16 protein-coding genes are annotated in these 16,231 nt (G+C 32.8%); 12 read left to right on the top strand and 4 right to left on the bottom strand.

The features are described 5' to 3' along the window. A partial coding sequence (gene groEL, locus B3J44_RS13585; RefSeq protein WP_286968919.1) for a chaperonin GroEL occupies positions 1 to 849 on the top strand: 849 nt, incomplete at its 5' end. A gap of 376 nt (positions 850 to 1,225) precedes the next feature. Then, a complete protein-coding gene (locus B3J44_RS13580; protein WP_286968917.1) occupies positions 1,226 to 2,425 on the top strand; it encodes an ectonucleotide pyrophosphatase/phosphodiesterase in 1,200 nt (399 codons plus the stop codon). A gap of 267 nt (positions 2,426 to 2,692) precedes the next feature. Here B3J44_RS13580 and B3J44_RS13575 read toward each other — a convergent pair whose 3' ends face one another. The 3 genes from B3J44_RS13575 to B3J44_RS13565 form a co-directional block, all read right to left on the bottom strand. After that, a complete protein-coding gene (locus tag B3J44_RS13575; protein WP_286968916.1) occupies positions 2,693 to 4,222 on the bottom strand; it encodes a SulP family inorganic anion transporter in 1,530 nt (509 codons plus the stop codon). Between the two features lie 241 nt (positions 4,223 to 4,463). Beyond that, the gene (locus tag B3J44_RS13570) at positions 4,464 to 4,709 is read right to left on the bottom strand and encodes a hypothetical protein (RefSeq protein WP_233073993.1); all 246 of its coding nucleotides are present in this window, start codon (positions 4,707 to 4,709) and stop codon (positions 4,464 to 4,466) included. A gap of 1 nt (position 4,710) precedes the next feature. Beyond that, positions 4,711 to 5,700, bottom strand: coding sequence for a DUF6268 family outer membrane beta-barrel protein (locus B3J44_RS13565; RefSeq protein ID WP_286968915.1), 990 nt, complete (start codon positions 5,698 to 5,700; stop codon positions 4,711 to 4,713). Positions 5,701 to 5,752: 52 nt separating this feature from the next. Here B3J44_RS13565 and B3J44_RS13560 point away from each other — a divergent pair, with 52 nt between their 5' ends. The 3 genes from B3J44_RS13560 (at position 5,753) to B3J44_RS13550 (ending at position 8,411) form a co-directional block, all read left to right on the top strand. Beyond that, positions 5,753 to 6,871 (top strand): sensor histidine kinase, encoded by a 1,119-nt coding sequence (locus B3J44_RS13560; protein ID WP_233073995.1) that lies wholly within the window; start codon positions 5,753 to 5,755, stop codon positions 6,869 to 6,871. Next, positions 6,847 to 7,560, top strand: coding sequence for a LytR/AlgR family response regulator transcription factor (locus tag B3J44_RS13555; RefSeq protein ID WP_286968912.1), 714 nt, complete (start codon positions 6,847 to 6,849; stop codon positions 7,558 to 7,560). The genes B3J44_RS13560 and B3J44_RS13555 overlap by 25 nt, the downstream gene beginning before the upstream one ends. Positions 7,561 to 7,718: 158 nt before the next feature. Beyond that, positions 7,719 to 8,411, top strand: a complete 693-nt coding sequence (locus B3J44_RS13550) for a hypothetical protein (protein WP_286968911.1) — start codon at positions 7,719 to 7,721, stop codon at positions 8,409 to 8,411. A gap of 107 nt (positions 8,412 to 8,518) precedes the next feature. Here B3J44_RS13550 and B3J44_RS13545 read toward each other — a convergent pair whose 3' ends face one another. Then, positions 8,519 to 8,929, bottom strand: coding sequence for a helix-turn-helix domain-containing protein (locus tag B3J44_RS13545; RefSeq protein WP_278022692.1), 411 nt, complete (start codon positions 8,927 to 8,929; stop codon positions 8,519 to 8,521). 329 nt (positions 8,930 to 9,258) lie between these two features. On the opposite strand from B3J44_RS13545, the gene B3J44_RS13540 reads away from it, so the two are divergent. The 7 genes from B3J44_RS13540 (at position 9,259) to B3J44_RS13510 (ending at position 16,190) form a co-directional block, all read left to right on the top strand. After that, positions 9,259 to 9,723 carry a hypothetical protein gene (locus tag B3J44_RS13540; protein ID WP_286968910.1) on the top strand — a complete coding sequence of 155 codons (465 nt, stop codon included), beginning with the start codon at positions 9,259 to 9,261 and terminating at the stop codon, positions 9,721 to 9,723. A 92-nt stretch (positions 9,724 to 9,815) separates the two neighbouring features. Then, complete coding sequence (locus tag B3J44_RS13535) at positions 9,816 to 10,331, top strand: hypothetical protein (protein WP_286968909.1); 516 nt, start codon at positions 9,816 to 9,818, stop codon at positions 10,329 to 10,331. Between the two features lie 709 nt (positions 10,332 to 11,040). After that, entirely contained in the window at positions 11,041 to 12,288 is a 1,248-nt protein-coding gene (locus tag B3J44_RS13530) for a TMEM143 family protein (protein WP_198854329.1), read from the top strand. 2 nt (positions 12,289 to 12,290) lie between these two features. Next, entirely contained in the window at positions 12,291 to 12,806 is a 516-nt protein-coding gene (locus tag B3J44_RS13525; RefSeq protein WP_286968907.1) for a DUF2199 domain-containing protein, read from the top strand. Positions 12,807 to 12,851: 45 nt separating this feature from the next. Further along, complete coding sequence (locus B3J44_RS13520) at positions 12,852 to 13,316, top strand: DUF962 domain-containing protein (protein WP_198854331.1); 465 nt, start codon at positions 12,852 to 12,854, stop codon at positions 13,314 to 13,316. 7 nt (positions 13,317 to 13,323) lie between these two features. After that, on the top strand, positions 13,324 to 14,217 hold the full coding sequence (locus tag B3J44_RS13515) for a class I SAM-dependent methyltransferase (protein WP_286968904.1): 894 nt from the start codon (positions 13,324 to 13,326) through the stop codon (positions 14,215 to 14,217). A gap of 131 nt (positions 14,218 to 14,348) precedes the next feature. Then, positions 14,349 to 16,190 (top strand): TlpA disulfide reductase family protein, encoded by a 1,842-nt coding sequence (locus tag B3J44_RS13510; protein WP_286968903.1) that lies wholly within the window; start codon positions 14,349 to 14,351, stop codon positions 16,188 to 16,190. Positions 16,191 to 16,231 lie beyond the last annotated feature (41 nt).

The following is a 16,231-nucleotide window of genomic DNA, read 5'->3' as shown; positions in this document are numbered from 1 at the left end:
TTAGTAGTAAACAAATTAAGAGGTGCTCTTAAAATTGCTGCTGTAAAAGCTCCAGGTTTTGGAGACAGAAGAAAAGCAATGTTAGAAGATATCGCAATCTTAACTGGTGGAACTGTAATTTCTGAAGAAAGAGGTTATACTCTAGAAAATACAACTATCGAAATGTTAGGAAACGCAAAAAGAGTTTCTATCGATAAAGATAATACAACTATCGTAAGCGGAGCTGGCGAAGCTGATATCATCAAAAATAGAGTAAACCAAATTAAAGGTCAGATGGAAACTACTACATCTGATTACGATAAAGAAAAATTACAAGAGCGTCTAGCTAAATTAGCTGGAGGTGTTGCTGTTCTTTATGTTGGTGCTGCTTCTGAAGTTGAAATGAAAGAGAAAAAAGACAGAGTTGATGACGCTTTACACGCAACTCGTGCCGCTGTAGAAGAAGGAATCGTTGCTGGTGGTGGTGTAGCTTTATTAAGAGCTAAACTTGCTTTAGCTGACTTAAAAGCTGATAACGCTGACGAAGCAACTGGAATTCAAATTGTTTCTCGTGCTGTTGAATCTCCATTAAGAACTATCGTTGAAAACGCTGGTCTTGAAGGTTCTGTTGTTGTAGCTAAAGTTTCTGAAGGTTCAGGTGATTTTGGATACAATGCAAAAACTGACGAATATGTAGATATGCTTACTGCTGGAATTATTGATCCTAAAAAAGTAACTCGTGTAGCTCTTGAAAACGCTGCATCTGTTTCTGGAATGATCTTGACTACAGAATGTGCATTAATTGATATTAAAGAAGAAAATGCCGGAGGCGGAATGCCAATGGGAGGCGGAATGCCAGGAATGATGTAATTCATTCTCTTCTTAAAAATTAAAAGCGCTGGATTTTTATCTGGCGCTTTTTTTGTTTGCCACTAATTGCACTAATTTTCATGAATTATTTTGCTTGTAAAAAGTTACCACAGATTACACAGATTAAAAGGATTTCTTTATTGGATACACTAAAAAATTTTCAGCAGATTCTACAGATTCAGGCAGATTAATTTAATTTTTACAATCTATGATCTGCATAAAATAAAAATCCTTTAAATCTGTGTAATCTGTGGCTGAAAAGAAAAATAATTCGTGGAAATTAGTGCAATTAGTGGCAACCATTTTTTATTTAACATTCTCTTTTTCTTTAAAAAATCTGTTATCTCTACCTTTGCAATTCTATTAAAATTGCACAATGAGAAAATTCACAACTCACTTTTTATCTTTTACATTTTTACTTCTTACTGCTTTTTTACAAGCCCAAAATAGCAAAAACAATTACGTAGTTTTAGTTTCTATGGATGGCTTTCGATGGGATTATGGCAAAATGTATAATCTCCCAAATCTGAAGCAAATTGAACGAGAAGGCGTTCATGCCAAATCAATGAAACCTTCTTACCCGAGTAAAACCTTCCCAAACCATTATTCAATCGTTACTGGGCTTTATCCAGATCATCACGGAATTATAAATAACGTTTTTTATGATGCTTCTTTAAACCAATCTTTCTCATTATCAAGCAACGCAAAAAATGATTCTCGTTTTTATGGCGGAAATCCTATTTGGAATTTAGCGGAACAGCAAGGTGTAAAAACAGCTTCTTTCTTTTGGCCAGGTTCTGATATTGACAAAAGAAATCCAAGTTATTTCAAAAATTATGATGGTAAAGTTCCGTACGGAGCTAGAATCGATACGGTTATGAAATGGTTGCAGCTTCCGGAAAAACAGCGTCCGCATTTGGTCACTTTATATTTTGACGAACCAGATCATACGGGTCATAATTTTGGTCCGCATTCGCCAAAAACTGAAAAAACAGTGATTAAAATGGATTCAATTATGGGAGAAATATCTAGAAGATTAGATCAATTGCCTATTGGAAAACAAATCAATTTAATCATCGTTTCAGATCACGGAATGGCCGATATCAGCAATGATAAAAAAGTAGCCGTTTTAGATTATATAAAGCCAGAATGGTTAGGTTATAAAGACGTTATTAATCCGATTATGAGTTTACAGGCAAAACCGGGCTATCAAGATTCGATTGCTAATGCTTTAAAAAAAGTGCCTCACATTAAATTCTGGAAATCAACCGAAGTTCCGAAAAGATTACATTACGGAACGAATCCGCGTGTACACGATTTTGTTATTGAAGCCAACAAAGGATGGAGTCTTGTTGGCAAAGAAAGCACGCATATAAATGGCGGAACGCATGGTTATGACAATAACGAAAAAGATATGCATGCTATTTTTTACGCAAAAGGTCCTGCTTTTAAAGTAAACAAGAAAGTAAAAACGTTTCAGAATGTTTCTGTTTATCCTTTAATTGCTCATATTTTAGGTTTGCAAGTAGGCGAAATTGACGGAAAGCTGAGTGATATTGAGAATGCGCTGCGCTAAATTCGATAATGTGTCAATTTGATAATTAGAAAATTTGATGATGATTGTCACCCTGAGCGGAGTCGAAGGGCACTCCAATTGGCAAGTGGGCTTCGACTTCGCTCAGCCTGACAAAAAAAATATAGACAAACAGTAACAAACCCGATAGGTTTTAAAAACCTGTCGGGTTTAACTTTTTGAGATACTTTGCGAAGACACAAAGCAGTGTGTCTCTACAGAAAATCGATTTGAATTAATTCACAATTAATAATTCACAATTAACAATTATTAAGACACCACCTTATAAGTCGGATCTTCAATAACATTAACATTTATAACTGCATCCGCATTTTTCAGCAATTGTCTGCAATCTTCGCTCAAATGCTGTAACTCTACTGTTTTATTTAATTGATTGTACTTTTTAGTAATATTATTCAAAGCTTCAATCGCCGACATGTCTGAAACACGACTTTCTTTAAAATCTATTATAATATGATTAGGGTCGTTTTGTATATCAAACTTCTCTAAAAAAGCACTGGTTGAACCAAAAAATAATGGGCCATAAATTTCGTAATGTTTTATTCCGTTTTCGTCTATATAATGTCGTGCACGGATTCTTTTGGCACTTTCCCATGCAAAAACCAAAGCTGAGATAATTACGCCAATTAAAACAGCCAATGCCAGATTATGCAATACAATGGTAATTACGGCAACTAGAATTCCAACAAAAATATCATGTTTTGGCATTTTATTTATAATCCTGAAACTTGCCCATTCAAAAGTGGTAATGGCAACCATCATCATAACGCCAACTAAAGCTGCCATTGGCAATTTACCAATTACGGGAGCTCCAAAAAGAATGATCAATAAAATAGTCAAAGCACCAATAATTCCTGAAAGTCTGGCTCTAGATCCTGCGCCAAGATTTACTAATGTTTGCGCTATCATCGGGCAGCCGCCCATTCCGTAGAAAAAACCATTTAAAATGTTTGAGCTTCCTTGCGCAATACATTCTCTATTGCTATTTCCTCTTGTGCCTGTGATTTCGTCGACTAAATTTAGCGTAAGCAAGCCTTCAGTCAAACCAACAGCCGCAACAATGACTGAATATGGAAATATGACTTTTAAAGTTTCAAAAGAAAACGGAATATTCGGAATATGAAATGGAGGAAATCCGCCTTGAACCGAAGCGATATCTTCAACCGTTTTGGTTTCGATATTAAAAATAATTACGATTGCAAAAACAACCATAATAGCTACTAAAGATGCTGGAACCGCTTTTGTAATCTTCGGAAAAATCAAAACAATCGCAATGGTCAAAGCAACCAAACCAAGCATAGTATATAAAGGAGTTCCCTGAAGCCAAGAAACCTGACCGTTAACAACCGTTTTAAACTGCTCCAATTGCGACATAAAAATCACAACTGCCAAACCGTTTACAAAACCAAACATTACGGGCTGCGGAACTAAACGAATAAATTTTCCGAGTTTAAAAAGTCCGATACAAATCTGGACAACACCGCCGAGAGCTACGGCCGCAAAAACATATTCTATTCCGTGCGATTTCATCAAGGCGATTAAAACAATCACGGTAGCTCCTGCCCCGCCTGAAATCATTCCTGGTCTTCCTCCAAAAATTGCCGTAACTAAACCTGCAATAAAAGCGGCGTACAACCCAACTAAAGGCGGAAATCCTGCTAATATAGCAAACGACAGCGATTCTGGAATCATCGTCATTGCTACAGTTAAACCAGCTAAAATTTCGTTTTTGTAATTGACTTTCTGGCTAAAATCGAAGAGTTGGAATGTTTTTTTCATGGCGCAAAATTAAAAAAATAATACGCAAAAAAAGAACAAACCTTTTGCTCAATAAAAAGCAACAGAAAGCCCTAATAAGGAATAAACAGCTAAATTAGAATAACTGTGTGAGAAGAAAAAGAAAAAGAGAAAGTATAAAACTTATCATTTCAGCATTATTTTTGGAATTAAAATATTACGCAAAATACTTACAAAAAAAGCAAATACGGTAGCGTATTTACACCTGATTTAAAATGCAAAATTATTCCAATCGCACGCAAGTATAACCCAAACCACTTACGTGATTCATTACACTATTGCACTGCAAATCAAAACCTTCAACTCTCAATATCTTATCACAATCTTCCAAATCAAAATTAATTTTATAATTTGGAAATTGATTTTGCATCACTGCAATTATGTAATCTCCATCAGATTTTTTCTGAACATTGGTTTTAAAAATCTCTACTATCATCTCTGCTTCTTTTAATTCTTTTAACTTGTACATTTTACTTTCGATTAAAAAGGTTATATGAAACTCCAAATCTAAAATACCCTTGCGCATCTTCTTTCTGATCGTAAACATAACGGTTTGTTCGCTCTCCTTTTTCTGTTAGTCTCGCACTTACAACATTGTTTACGCCACCTTTTACAAATGCAATCAATTTAGGAGTAAAACTGTATTCATAAGTAATTCCAGATTTTAATTCTAACTGATTCAGCTCGTAAACACCTCTCAAATTTTGGTTATCTAAATTCAAGTAAAAACTTTCTGTGTTTAACTCGGTTCCCAACGAAATTCTTCCGTTTTCTAACAATTCTCTTCTAAATAATATACGCTGAGGCAAAATAAAGTCCATATCCCATTTCGATTGTTTGAATTTATGGTTTATAGAAAAAAGCGGCGTAACAGGTACAATCGATGATGGATCGAGCAATACTAGAGCCCCAGCGGTAATGGTGGTTGAAGGTGTTCTTTTTAGCACTAAAACTGCCGATGCAAAACCTTTCAACCTTTGTAATTTTTTTTCGTCTCCGTCAATCGTTGCTGTTGCGTTGTAAATGACTGGTTTCTTAAAAAGTGTCGACATGTAAGTTGCTGTCAATGCTCCTGCCCAAAAATGAAATTCCTGATTTTCTTTTGTATACGTTTCATTGGTTTGATAATTATAAATATCTCCAAAACCAAAATTTTCATATTTATAGCGAAGCGAAGTCGTTAAAACCAGTTTTTTAGATTTTGAAGCATAAAACGGAAGATTGAAAGCCGCTTTGAAACGATTGTGATCTTCAATTCTTCCTTTTTCATATTTATTTCCAAACAATCTTGAATCGTAATTTGATGGTCCTAAAGCTTCATATTGAACATCAAAAGTTCGTGTGTTTGGAAATTTATCAACCACGGCTTTTGCAAAGGTTTTTACGCCTGGCTCCTTTTCTTGAGCTATTATTTGTAAAGTGGAAAAAACAAACACAAAAGACATGATTTTAGATTTCATAAATTAGAATAAATTATTTCGGGGTATAGATAAAATTTGAATCCAAAAGTAATTGACATGTCTCTCTTTTTATAGCAATTTTATACCAGTGGCGTATGATTTATACGAATGGCGTTGGTATAAATTATTGCTTTCAAATGATTATAAACTATACGATTATAGTATTTTTGCCGTTATGACAATTACAAAAATCTATCAAAACTTCTTTCTGCGAAATCTTCTCGTAAATGCACTTGTCTACTTAGTCATTCTTGCCTGTGTTTACGACGAAATAAAACTAGACGGACACAGCTGGTCGTATATTCTGAGCAAAATAGCTGTAGGTTATTTTCCGTGTATCGTCTGGATTACGATTTTCAATATTTGCATTATCAAACCTTTTCTGTTTCATAAAAAGTTTAAAATCTTCTTTACGCTTCTTGCCGTTTATTGGACTGGTTTTTACTTTTTTATGAATTGGTTTTTCCCACTTGTCGGATTAGGAAATTTTAAGACACTTCAAATTTTATCGCTTATTATAAACGGTTCTTTCTTTTATTTTCTTCATATTGTGATTACCAAAAAAATGAGTCAGGCCGATAAAGACATCATGAATTTTAAGTCTGAACTTTCGTTTTTAAAACAGCAATTGAATCCGCATTTTTTATTGAATGCAATGAATAATCTTTACGGAGAAGCCCTTGCAGAACCCGATAAAGTTCCAGATAGAATCCTGAATCTTTCAGACATGCTGCGCTATCAAATTGAAGCTTCTAAAAAAGATTTTGTTTTAATGGAAGAAGAAATCGCTTTCATTAAAAAATATATCGAATACTATACCTTTAGAAACGAAAGGCTCGCTGTAAAACAAAACATTGAAGGTGTGCACGATCAAATCGAGATTCCGCCTTTGTTCTTTCTGCCTTTGGTAGAAAACGCAGTGAAGTTTTCTGCCGAAACTCCAGAACCGTTTATTAATCTGGATTTGAAAGTGCGATGCCAAGGCGTGATTTTTACATTGAAAAACAATTATCTCGATTCGGGTTCGCGACTTTCGAGCACCGGAATCGGAATTGAGAATCTAAAAAGGCGTTTGGAAGTTTACGGCCTAAAACACAATTTGAGCTGTAAAAAAGAGAAAAATATGTTTACCGTAAAACTAACCATATGGCACTTACCTACCGCTGTCTAATAATTGATGACGAATCGCCGGCGCACAAAGCCTTGATTTCGCACATTTCTAAATTTGACGAACTGGAACATTCTGGAAGCGCTTTTAATGGTATGGAAGCCATAAAACTCCTCAACGAAAACCAATACGATATTATTTTTCTAGACATTAATATGCCTGTAATTTCGGGTGTAGAATTAATGGAACTGCAACCCAATCGTCCGATTACGATTGTAACAACAGCTTATTCTGATTTTGCGCTTTCAGCTTACCAAAACGATGCGATTGATTATTTACTAAAACCTATTTCGTTTGATAAATTCTCAAAAGCAATAGAAAAAGCCAAAACATATCATTCTGGAAATAATCTAAAAAAAGAAAGCAGCGACGACGAAAAAGTCCTTTCTTACCGCTCTAACGGGCAAATAATTGAAACGCCTCTTTCTGATATTTTATACATCGAAAGTCTGGGCAATTACATGAAATTGTACAATTGCAAATTAAAATCTCCAATTGTCATTTACGGTTCGCTTGCAAGTATAAGTGCCGAAATTGATTGTGCTCATTTCCTTCAAGTGCACAGATCTTATATTGTAAATACAACCAAAATTTCTGCTGTTACAACCAAAAATCTTACGATGTCAAATGGTGATATTATTCCTGTCGGAAGGAAATATCAGATTCTGCTAAATAATCTTCCAATTAGATAATTTGTCAATTTGGATAATTAGATAATTTTTGAAAAGCTCAACTTTTTGTTGTTTTTTTGTTCTCACATATGTCTGCCAAGATGACTAAAAGTACTCGGCAATGGGGGTTAATTTATTAATATGATTGTTTGACCTAATTTTAAATAAAGCAAAAAAATATGAATTATGCTAGAATTGATCATAGCAATGATTTAATACATTTTACAAAAGACAAAAATAGATGGGATTATCTTGAGTCATACAATACATTCTTTAAAATTGTATCGGAGGGTTTTTTAAAAGAATCTTCATATTTACGGTTAGGAAACATACCAAGTATTTGCTTTACTGAAGCTTCATATATGGCATTAACAAAAGACGGAAAATTAAATGATAAATATTTTAGTCGTTATTCTCCTTTTGGCTTTATGTTCACAAAAGTATATATATTCGGTATGGGAGGTCGTCCTGTAATATATAGTCCAGACTACGAGTTTGAAAGAGATAATGACAAAACAAATTGGAGAACAGTATCATATTATCCTGCTGGTAGTAAAGGAGGATTATATCGTGATTTTACTTGGGAAAGAGAATGGAGAATAAAACCATCAAAAGGCACATTAAAAGTAGATTGGGGTGAAGTGGTATTAGTTTTTCCTTCTCTTGCATGGGCAGAAAAATTTAGGAATGATCTACATTCTAAATATGATCAGGAATTTAATAAGAGTGTCCCGAAAGATTGTAAAATTTTAGATTACAATCCTGAATTATCAAATGAAGAAAATGAGGAATTAAAAAAGGATGCTGAATTAATGCCGGATTTTTCATGGACTTTACTAAATATGAATTGTAACAATATACCTGAACCCTGATTTGCCATTATAAATACTATACAATCCAGACGCTCGCATTTGCAATAAATAAAAAAAGAGACTTTCTCACAAAAGTCTCTTTTCCATTTTTATAATCTTTATAAATCTTATTTCTCTTTAAGCAACTTTTCCAAATAAGAAATCTTCTCTTTTTCAGATTCTAATAAACGCTCATAAAGTTTCCTATTTTCATCATAAGATTCAATCAACTTATCGATTGGATTAAATGTTGGGTGAAATTGAAATAAAGCAGAATTATCATGATTAGTCACTGTGTTACCAATAATATTAAAAACGGCTTCATCACTAAAATTCTTAATAGTTTCTACAGAAACTCCTAAAGCTTGAGCAATTTTATTTAGCTTTTCGTCATCTATATTTTCGGTTCCTTCAAGAGTAGAGACATATTGTTGGCTCATGCCAAGAGCAATAGCAAGTGCTTCTTGCTTCATGTCTCTAAGTTCTCTAATTCGGCTAATGTTTCTGCCTATATGTTTTGGTTTTGTTGCTGTGCTCATAATTCAAAGATATTTAAAATTCTTTAAAGTTTTTTATTTCATTAAAACCTTTCTCTGCAAACAAAAGTATAACTTTTCGTACAATCAAAAAATAGATTAAAAATTTCGTTTGTACTAAATCTAATACAATATCATAATCGCGAATCTCAATAATAATAAGCGGTTTCTGAATCTTAAAAATGCATTTCCGAATTATTCGACAAGTGCTCACGTATTCAGATTTGCGATTTTGTTCATTTTTTTCTTAAAAAAAATAACGATTCCAGCAACTTTTCCTACTTAATTCTTTAAATTCGCGACAAACCAACCCCTAAGCTATTTAAAAACCAATGTCCATTTTTAATCTTTTTAAAAGATCTACTATAAAATGTCCAAGATGCCTTGGAAAAAGATTTGTTGATTGGGATGATATCCGCCGTTTAAACCGACAATTAAAATGGGTTCCTGCACCATGCGCTTATTGCGATGCAACGGGAAGAGTCCCCAAAGAAATGCTTTCAAAAGTTTCTGTAGATTGTATGTATCTAACGATCGATTTGCCAGAATCTGTAATCGAAAAAATTAGAGAAGGCGATCCTGAAACAATCGAAAAAGGAAAGAGACGCGAACTTTTTGTAGATCATCTTATAAAATATTCAGAACACCACTACCTTACTGAAAATCTTGATGCCGAAAGTATTGCTAATTTATATTTGAAATTTGAAGCAGAAAATGCGCCTTTTGCTGTAACCAAAGAAGAATTAATAAAATACATTCAAGGCGTAATCGAACTCAAAAAAACGGTATTAAACTAAATTAAAATTCCTGTATTTTTTTCCTTTTCTAAAACATAATAATTCAACTATAAATTGATTTATTTGCGAATAACTTTTCAAATCAATAGAACATGATTAAACCTTTAAAATTGTTTTTTTGGCCAGTATTATTTTTAGGCTTTTTAAGCTGTTCCTCTGGAGACTGTACCAAAATGATTACTATTCCTGCGCAGACTATTCAAACACCATCTGGTTCATCTTACATACCAGCATATGAAAAAGAAGTTTCTTGCGATTTTGAGATTAAACCTATCGAAGAAAACACCAAAGAACTTGAAAATTTCTCCTATGAAATTTTGAATTTCATTTATACTCCAGACACTGGTAAAAATACTTACCGACTTGAAATGGAGATAAAACTAAACAATCTTAATGACTTTAATGTCGTTGGAATTCCATTAATTACTGTAAATCTTGATGGTACAGAATCTATTGGAAGTTTTGCATCAAAAGCTACCTCGCCATGTTATGGAATTGACGCTAAATCTAGTTGTATTTTTACATTTGATCAAGAAACTTCCTTAGATTTTGGACTGATAAAATCGGTAAAAATTGTTTCGGTAAAATACATCGTAGCAAAAAAATAGCTTTCCTATTTTAAAATATAAAGAAAAAAACTCTTAAAAACAGGTAAAAACACCTATAGCCACAATTTTATTTAGTGGTAATATTGCATTGAATAATTTTTAGTTTCTAAAAAAAGCTTCTAGAGAGCTTCTTAATTTTTTGTCACTTTTTTTTTGGAACAGAAAGTGGGATTTCAAATCGCTGGTACCGATTGGAAATTTCACTTTTTTTTGTTTCTCTAACTACCTATTTTACCGCAAAGAACGCAAAGAATTACGCAAAGTTCGCTAAGTTTTTTTAAGAAGTTTTTGAAGGCGCAAAGCTTTATCTACACAAAGCTTTGCGAATTTTATTTCAACATAGCCCGTGGTTCCAACCACGGGGACACAAAGCATATCTCAATTCATCTCTGAGCATCCCGCGGTTCAAACCGTGGGTTATATTTGAATATTAGATAGTAATTAGAATCTTTTTTAAAACGCAAAGTTCACAAAGTTTTTCTCTCGCAGATTTAGCAGATTTAAGAGATTTTGTTTTATCTGCTTAATCTGCAAAATCTGCAGGAAAACTATGTTGCCATAAAGCTTTGCGAACTTTGCGGTTTTATTAAGTCTTTAATTAAAAATTCTTAGCGCTCTTTGCGTTAAAAAAAACATCACGCATAAAGCCTAAAATCAAATTTCAGGCTGTATTTTTGCGTTCTGTAAATGCCAAGAAATTAAAGTCCAAATGACTAGAGAACATTATATTCCGTTTAATAAAGAATTTTTACTGGAACAGCAAATTTTAGCTTTTGCTGAAAATCCAGATAAGGTTAGCGATTTTAAGAAGTTGTTCGAAATTATCGAACATTATTATCATTACGAATCTTTTAACCTAAATAGAAATCTAAAACAGCATTACGCGCTCTACGATCCAGATTTAAGCGAAAAAGAACGTGAACAGTTTATCAATAAAAGCAATTTTCCTGTTTTTAAAGAAACTCTTCTCAAAGTTTTAGAACGCGGCAATTATTATAGAATCGATCAGAAAGCATTAAACGAAGCTTTTGATGAATCTGATTTGATCGGGCTGAATCTTTCTATCGATTTTAATGCTTTTAAAGATTTTGAACTTTATGCACGCGGACATCATAAAGCTAAAGAAAAAATCAAAAAATACTTTTTCTGGACCAAAGAAGTCGAAATTGAATATTACGATCGTGTTCTCATTTATCTGAATTATAGCGATGCAGATTATCTTAAAGAAAAGAAAGTCAAATTGGGCAAAATGCCTATTGATCCAGGTTCTATTGCTTTAAAAATCTTTAAACGCGTTCCTAAAAACGATCTCGAAACGGTTTTTCCAAATGCCATTCCGAAAATGTCTCTAAAGGATAAATTATTGCTTTGGGTTCCGGGCGTTTTTGGTGGACTTTCTCTATTAAGCGCTAAAGTGATTCCTGCTTTAATTAATATGTACGAAGCCTATCAAACAGGCGAAACAATAGATTTATTAAACAGTAAAACTTCTTTAAATCAAGGTTTAATTGCACTAGGAATTTTAGGAGCATATTGTTTTCGTCAATACAACAATTTCATCAACAAAAAAATCCGTTATTCTAAAACGCTTTCAGACAGTTTGTATTTTAAAAATGTCGGAAACAACAGCGGAGCATTTTATTCTTTACTAAATTCTTCTGAAGAAGAAGCTTTAAAAGAAACAATTCTTGCTTATACTTTTTTGCACGAAAGCGAAAAATCTTTAACAGCAGAAGAACTGGACAATCAAATAGAATCTTGGTTTAAAACCCAACTAAATACCGACTTAGATTTTGATGTAAACGATGCTTTATTAAAATTAAAAAGCATTGGTTTAGGAATAGAAACTAATGAAAAATGGAACGTGATTCCGCTCAATGAAGCGCTTGTCGCTATTGACGAATTATGGGACAATGTTTTTCAGTACAATCAGAATGTCGATTCTTTAAAAAATTAAAAATGTATACTTACAAATGTTCTTGCTGCGGAGAAGTTTTTGATGAAATGCCTTTGTGTTTCGGAAATGAATTTCCTGCTTATTATTTTGCCATTCCGCCCGAAGAAAGAGAACAAAGAATTGAATACGGAGGAAGCTGGTGTTATATCGACGAAGAACATTTTTTTCATCGTGGCAGATTAACTATTCCTATTGTAGATTATCACGAAGATTTGGTTTTTAATGTCTGGACTACGATAAGCGAAGATAATTTCTGTTTGAGAATGGATTTGTGGGAAGATCCAAACCGAGTAAATCAAGAGCCTTATTTTGGCTGGATGCAGACAGATGTGCCAACTTATGGCAAAACTATTTCGCTTAAAACAATTGCAATCGAACAAGATTTAGGTTTAATTCCTGAAATAAAAATGATCGAAGAAAATCATCCTTTAACTTTAGATCAGGAAAACGGAATTACATTAGAAAAAGCCATTTCTATTGTCGATGAAATAATGAAAATACAGCACGGTAAAACCTAAAAGAAATTTCATTAGATTTACGCATCTAACCTTAAAACCACAAAAATGAGAACATTAGATCAATGGTTTGCAGAATATGCCGTAAGTCATCAGAACCCAAAAAACAAGGCGATACATTATATTTGTGTACCTGCTATTTTCTTTTCAATCGTTGGTTTACTTATGAGTATTCCGAGTACGATAATCTCCAATACATTACAACTAAATGCTCCTATTATTGAAAATTGGGCATTTCTTGTTTTGCTTTTTGTTCTCGTTTTCTATATCAGATTATCAATTGCAATGGCTATTAAGATTGCCATTTTTTCTATTCTTTGCCTAATTGTAAATTACTACATTTCGCAACTTTTTCCGTTATGGATTTTCTCGCTTATTGTTTTCGCTCTAGCGTGGGTCGGACAATTTTACGGACATAATATTGAAGGCAAAAAACCTTCGTTCCTAAAAGATCTTCAGTTTTTATTGATTGGCCCAGCTTGGGTTGTAGAGAATTTGTTTTCGAAAAAATAAAAACAGAATGAAAGCATCAAAAACAAGTAGAACGGCACAATACATGGCCTTCTTTAGAGCGTTGGAAACAAAACGTAATGAAAACGAAAGATTGTTTTCAGATCCTTATGCCATACATTTTATAGATTCAAAATTGAGGCTTGCTGTAAACTTGTCTCCATATCCGTTTTTTAGAAAATATATTGGCAACATCATAAACAAAAAGATTCCTGGAGCTCTTTCTTCTGGAATTGCAAGAACAAAATACATTGATAATTTACTAGAAAATGCAATTTCTAAAGGAGTTGAACAAGTTATAATTTTAGGTGCCGGATTTGATACCAGAGCGGTTCGTCTTGGTTTTCTAAAAGCGATTCCTGTAATAGAAATTGATCATCCAAATACTTCAAATTTTAAAGCTGAAATCTATAAAAAACGTATTGGCAAAATTCCAGAAAACGTGACTTTTCTTCAAATTGATTTTAATAAAGAAGATCTCGATCAATTGGCTACAAAACACCATCTAGATTTTTCAAAACCTACAGCTGTAATTTGGGAAGGCGTTACGAATTACTTGACCGAAGAAGCCGTGAAAAGCACTTTTTCTTTTATTTCAAAATTTGCCAACAACAGTCATATTATTTTTACTTACGTACATAAAGATATTCTTCAAAATCCTGATTCTTTTCTACGCGGAAAAAAATTGCTGGAAGATCTCGAAAACATAGAAGAACATTGGACTTTTGGATTGCTTCCGGAAGATGTGCCGAACTTTTTAAATCAGTTTGACATTAAACTTTTAGAAGATTTAGGTGCCGATGAATATCGCGAAAGGTTTCTTCCTGATCGCTCTGAAAAAGGTTATGAATTTTATAGAACCGTAATTGGAGTAAAAGATTTAGGTCGCTCTTCTGCAATCTAAAATTTTAATTGTTTAAAATTATTTGCGTTTTTATGCTAATATTTTCTTAATAAAAATCGTACAAAGGCAACATTGTATAATTTAGCATTCGTTAAAATTTAAGAAATCATCAATCAAAAAACCAAAAACAAATGAAAAAAACTATTCTTTTATTACTTCTCACAATCTTTAACACTGCTTTTTCTCAAAGCGGAAAAATCTATTTAAAAGATAATAAATTTAATGTAGGCAAACCCAATACCTATATTTACGAGCCTCCGCAAGGTCTTGTTATAGAAGACAACGCCAAAGCAAATATTTTATCTATTACCTCTACTGATTTTTCTTCTGAAATAAGTCCGTTAAAAAAAAGCGGAAAACGTTTTGAGTTTACCACAAAAGTTTCTGATTCTGTCAGAGTGATTCTAGTAACAATAAACGATTCAAAAAAGATTGCCGATAGCAATAACGAAAAAGGTTATTCTGTTCTACTAAAAACACAAAATGACACTGAATTAGGAAAAAGTCTAGTAGACGAAGTTTTCGTTAGAAGTAATGGAGGTTACTTTTTTAAACTAAAATCGAATCCAAAGCCAGAAGAGCTAATTGCCGAATATGACGCAATATTTGCAAAATATCCGAAATTAAGAGATGATAAAGTTTCTTTGGAGTATTTGTATACTAAAAAATCTATCGATAAAGAACAAGGAACAAAAGACCTCATTGCTTTTGCCGATAAATGTATAAAAAGAAATACCGAAGATTATCTAACTACCGCTTATTATATTTATAATTCTAATAATGAAACCCAAGATCAAGCAATAAAATTGAGAAAGGAAATTTCAGAAAGATATCCTAAAAATAGAATTGATGCTATGGATTTTATGAGAAATTTCTATGATCAGCCTGATAAAACTGAAGCTTCTGTCTTAGAAAGCCTTAATACATATAAAACAAAATTTAATGATACTTCAAAAAGATCTTTAAATTCTTTTTATTCTGTTTTGGCATCTTTATATCTAGACAAAGAAAATTGGGAAAAGGCCATAGCTTGTGAGCCTTATTTAGTTCTTCCAGCAGACACATACAATAATTTTGCTTGGGGTAAATCTGGAGGAGATTTAACAATGCCTGTAAAAAATATTGATTTTGCTACAAAAGTTTCTAAACGATCATTAGACATTCTTGAAGCTAAACGAAAAGAATGTTATAATGCCAATTACAATGATGATTTTAACATGTATGCAGATACTTACGCGCTTCTGCTATACAAACAAGGTAAATATGACGAAGCTTTTAAATACCAAAGCGAAGTTAAAGCTCTTAACGGATTGGACGCTGGAGGCAAAGAACGCTATCTAGCAATGCTTGACAAAGTAAAGAGTAAAGACGAAGTAAAAGCTTATATTGAAGACGAAATTGGTAAAGGCAATACATCGCCTGCATTTCTTGCTAAACTAAAAGAAATTTACATTGAAAAGAAATTACCTATGGCTGAATATGATGCTATTCAGCAAAAAACAGAATTATTAGCAAAAGAAAATAAAAACAAAGATCTTCTTGAAAAATTTGGAAGTAAAAACGCCATTGATTTTACTTTGAAAAATTTAGAAGGAAAAGAAACAAAACTTTCAGATTATAAAGGAAAAGTGGTTGTTCTTGATTTCTGGGCAACTTGGTGCGGACCATGCAAAGCTTCTTTTCCAAAAATGCAGCATTTAGTGACTAAATATAAAGATAAAGATGTCGCTTTCCTGTTTGTAAATACTTGGGAAAATGGCAAAGAGGAAGACGTACTAAAGAAAGTTACTTCGTATATAACAGATAAAAAATTCGATTTTAATGTTCTTTTCGATTCAAAAACAGAAGTTGTTACCAATTACAAAATACAGGCTATTCCAACACGAATTGTAATTGACAAAACGGGTAATATTCTTGCTTATGATAATTCTAATACTGATCTAGGAGTAATCATTGATGAACAGTTAAAATAAAATGAAACTTTAAATAAGAAAAAGGACAAAAGATATCTTTT

This window comes from Flavobacterium sp. UBA4854 (assembly GCF_002399805.1).
Lineage (GTDB): Bacteria > Bacteroidota > Bacteroidia > Flavobacteriales > Flavobacteriaceae > Flavobacterium > Flavobacterium ginsengisoli.
This window is presented reverse-complemented; position numbering and strand designations above follow the sequence as displayed.

What these genes read in the sequence shown, in the direction of transcription:
- B3J44_RS13580 (WP_286968917.1), top strand. Translation starts at nt 1,226, where the DNA reads ATGAGAAAATTCACAACTCACTTTTTATCTTTTACATTTTTACTTCTT.
- B3J44_RS13575 (WP_286968916.1), bottom strand. Translation starts at nt 4,222, where the DNA reads ATGAAAAAAACATTCCAACTCTTCGATTTTAGCCAGAAAGTCAATTAC.
- B3J44_RS13570 (WP_233073993.1), bottom strand. Translation starts at nt 4,709, where the DNA reads ATGTACAAGTTAAAAGAATTAAAAGAAGCAGAGATGATAGTAGAGATT.
- B3J44_RS13565 (WP_286968915.1), bottom strand. Translation starts at nt 5,700, where the DNA reads ATGAAATCTAAAATCATGTCTTTTGTGTTTGTTTTTTCCACTTTACAA.
- B3J44_RS13555 (WP_286968912.1), top strand. Translation starts at nt 6,847, where the DNA reads ATGGCACTTACCTACCGCTGTCTAATAATTGATGACGAATCGCCGGCG.
- B3J44_RS13550 (WP_286968911.1), top strand. Translation starts at nt 7,719, where the DNA reads ATGAATTATGCTAGAATTGATCATAGCAATGATTTAATACATTTTACA.
- B3J44_RS13545 (WP_278022692.1), bottom strand. Translation starts at nt 8,929, where the DNA reads ATGAGCACAGCAACAAAACCAAAACATATAGGCAGAAACATTAGCCGA.
- B3J44_RS13540 (WP_286968910.1), top strand. Translation starts at nt 9,259, where the DNA reads ATGTCCATTTTTAATCTTTTTAAAAGATCTACTATAAAATGTCCAAGA.
- B3J44_RS13535 (WP_286968909.1), top strand. Translation starts at nt 9,816, where the DNA reads ATGATTAAACCTTTAAAATTGTTTTTTTGGCCAGTATTATTTTTAGGC.
- B3J44_RS13530 (WP_198854329.1), top strand. Translation starts at nt 11,041, where the DNA reads ATGACTAGAGAACATTATATTCCGTTTAATAAAGAATTTTTACTGGAA.
- B3J44_RS13525 (WP_286968907.1), top strand. Translation starts at nt 12,291, where the DNA reads ATGTATACTTACAAATGTTCTTGCTGCGGAGAAGTTTTTGATGAAATG.
- B3J44_RS13520 (WP_198854331.1), top strand. Translation starts at nt 12,852, where the DNA reads ATGAGAACATTAGATCAATGGTTTGCAGAATATGCCGTAAGTCATCAG.
- B3J44_RS13515 (WP_286968904.1), top strand. Translation starts at nt 13,324, where the DNA reads ATGAAAGCATCAAAAACAAGTAGAACGGCACAATACATGGCCTTCTTT.
- B3J44_RS13510 (WP_286968903.1), top strand. Translation starts at nt 14,349, where the DNA reads ATGAAAAAAACTATTCTTTTATTACTTCTCACAATCTTTAACACTGCT.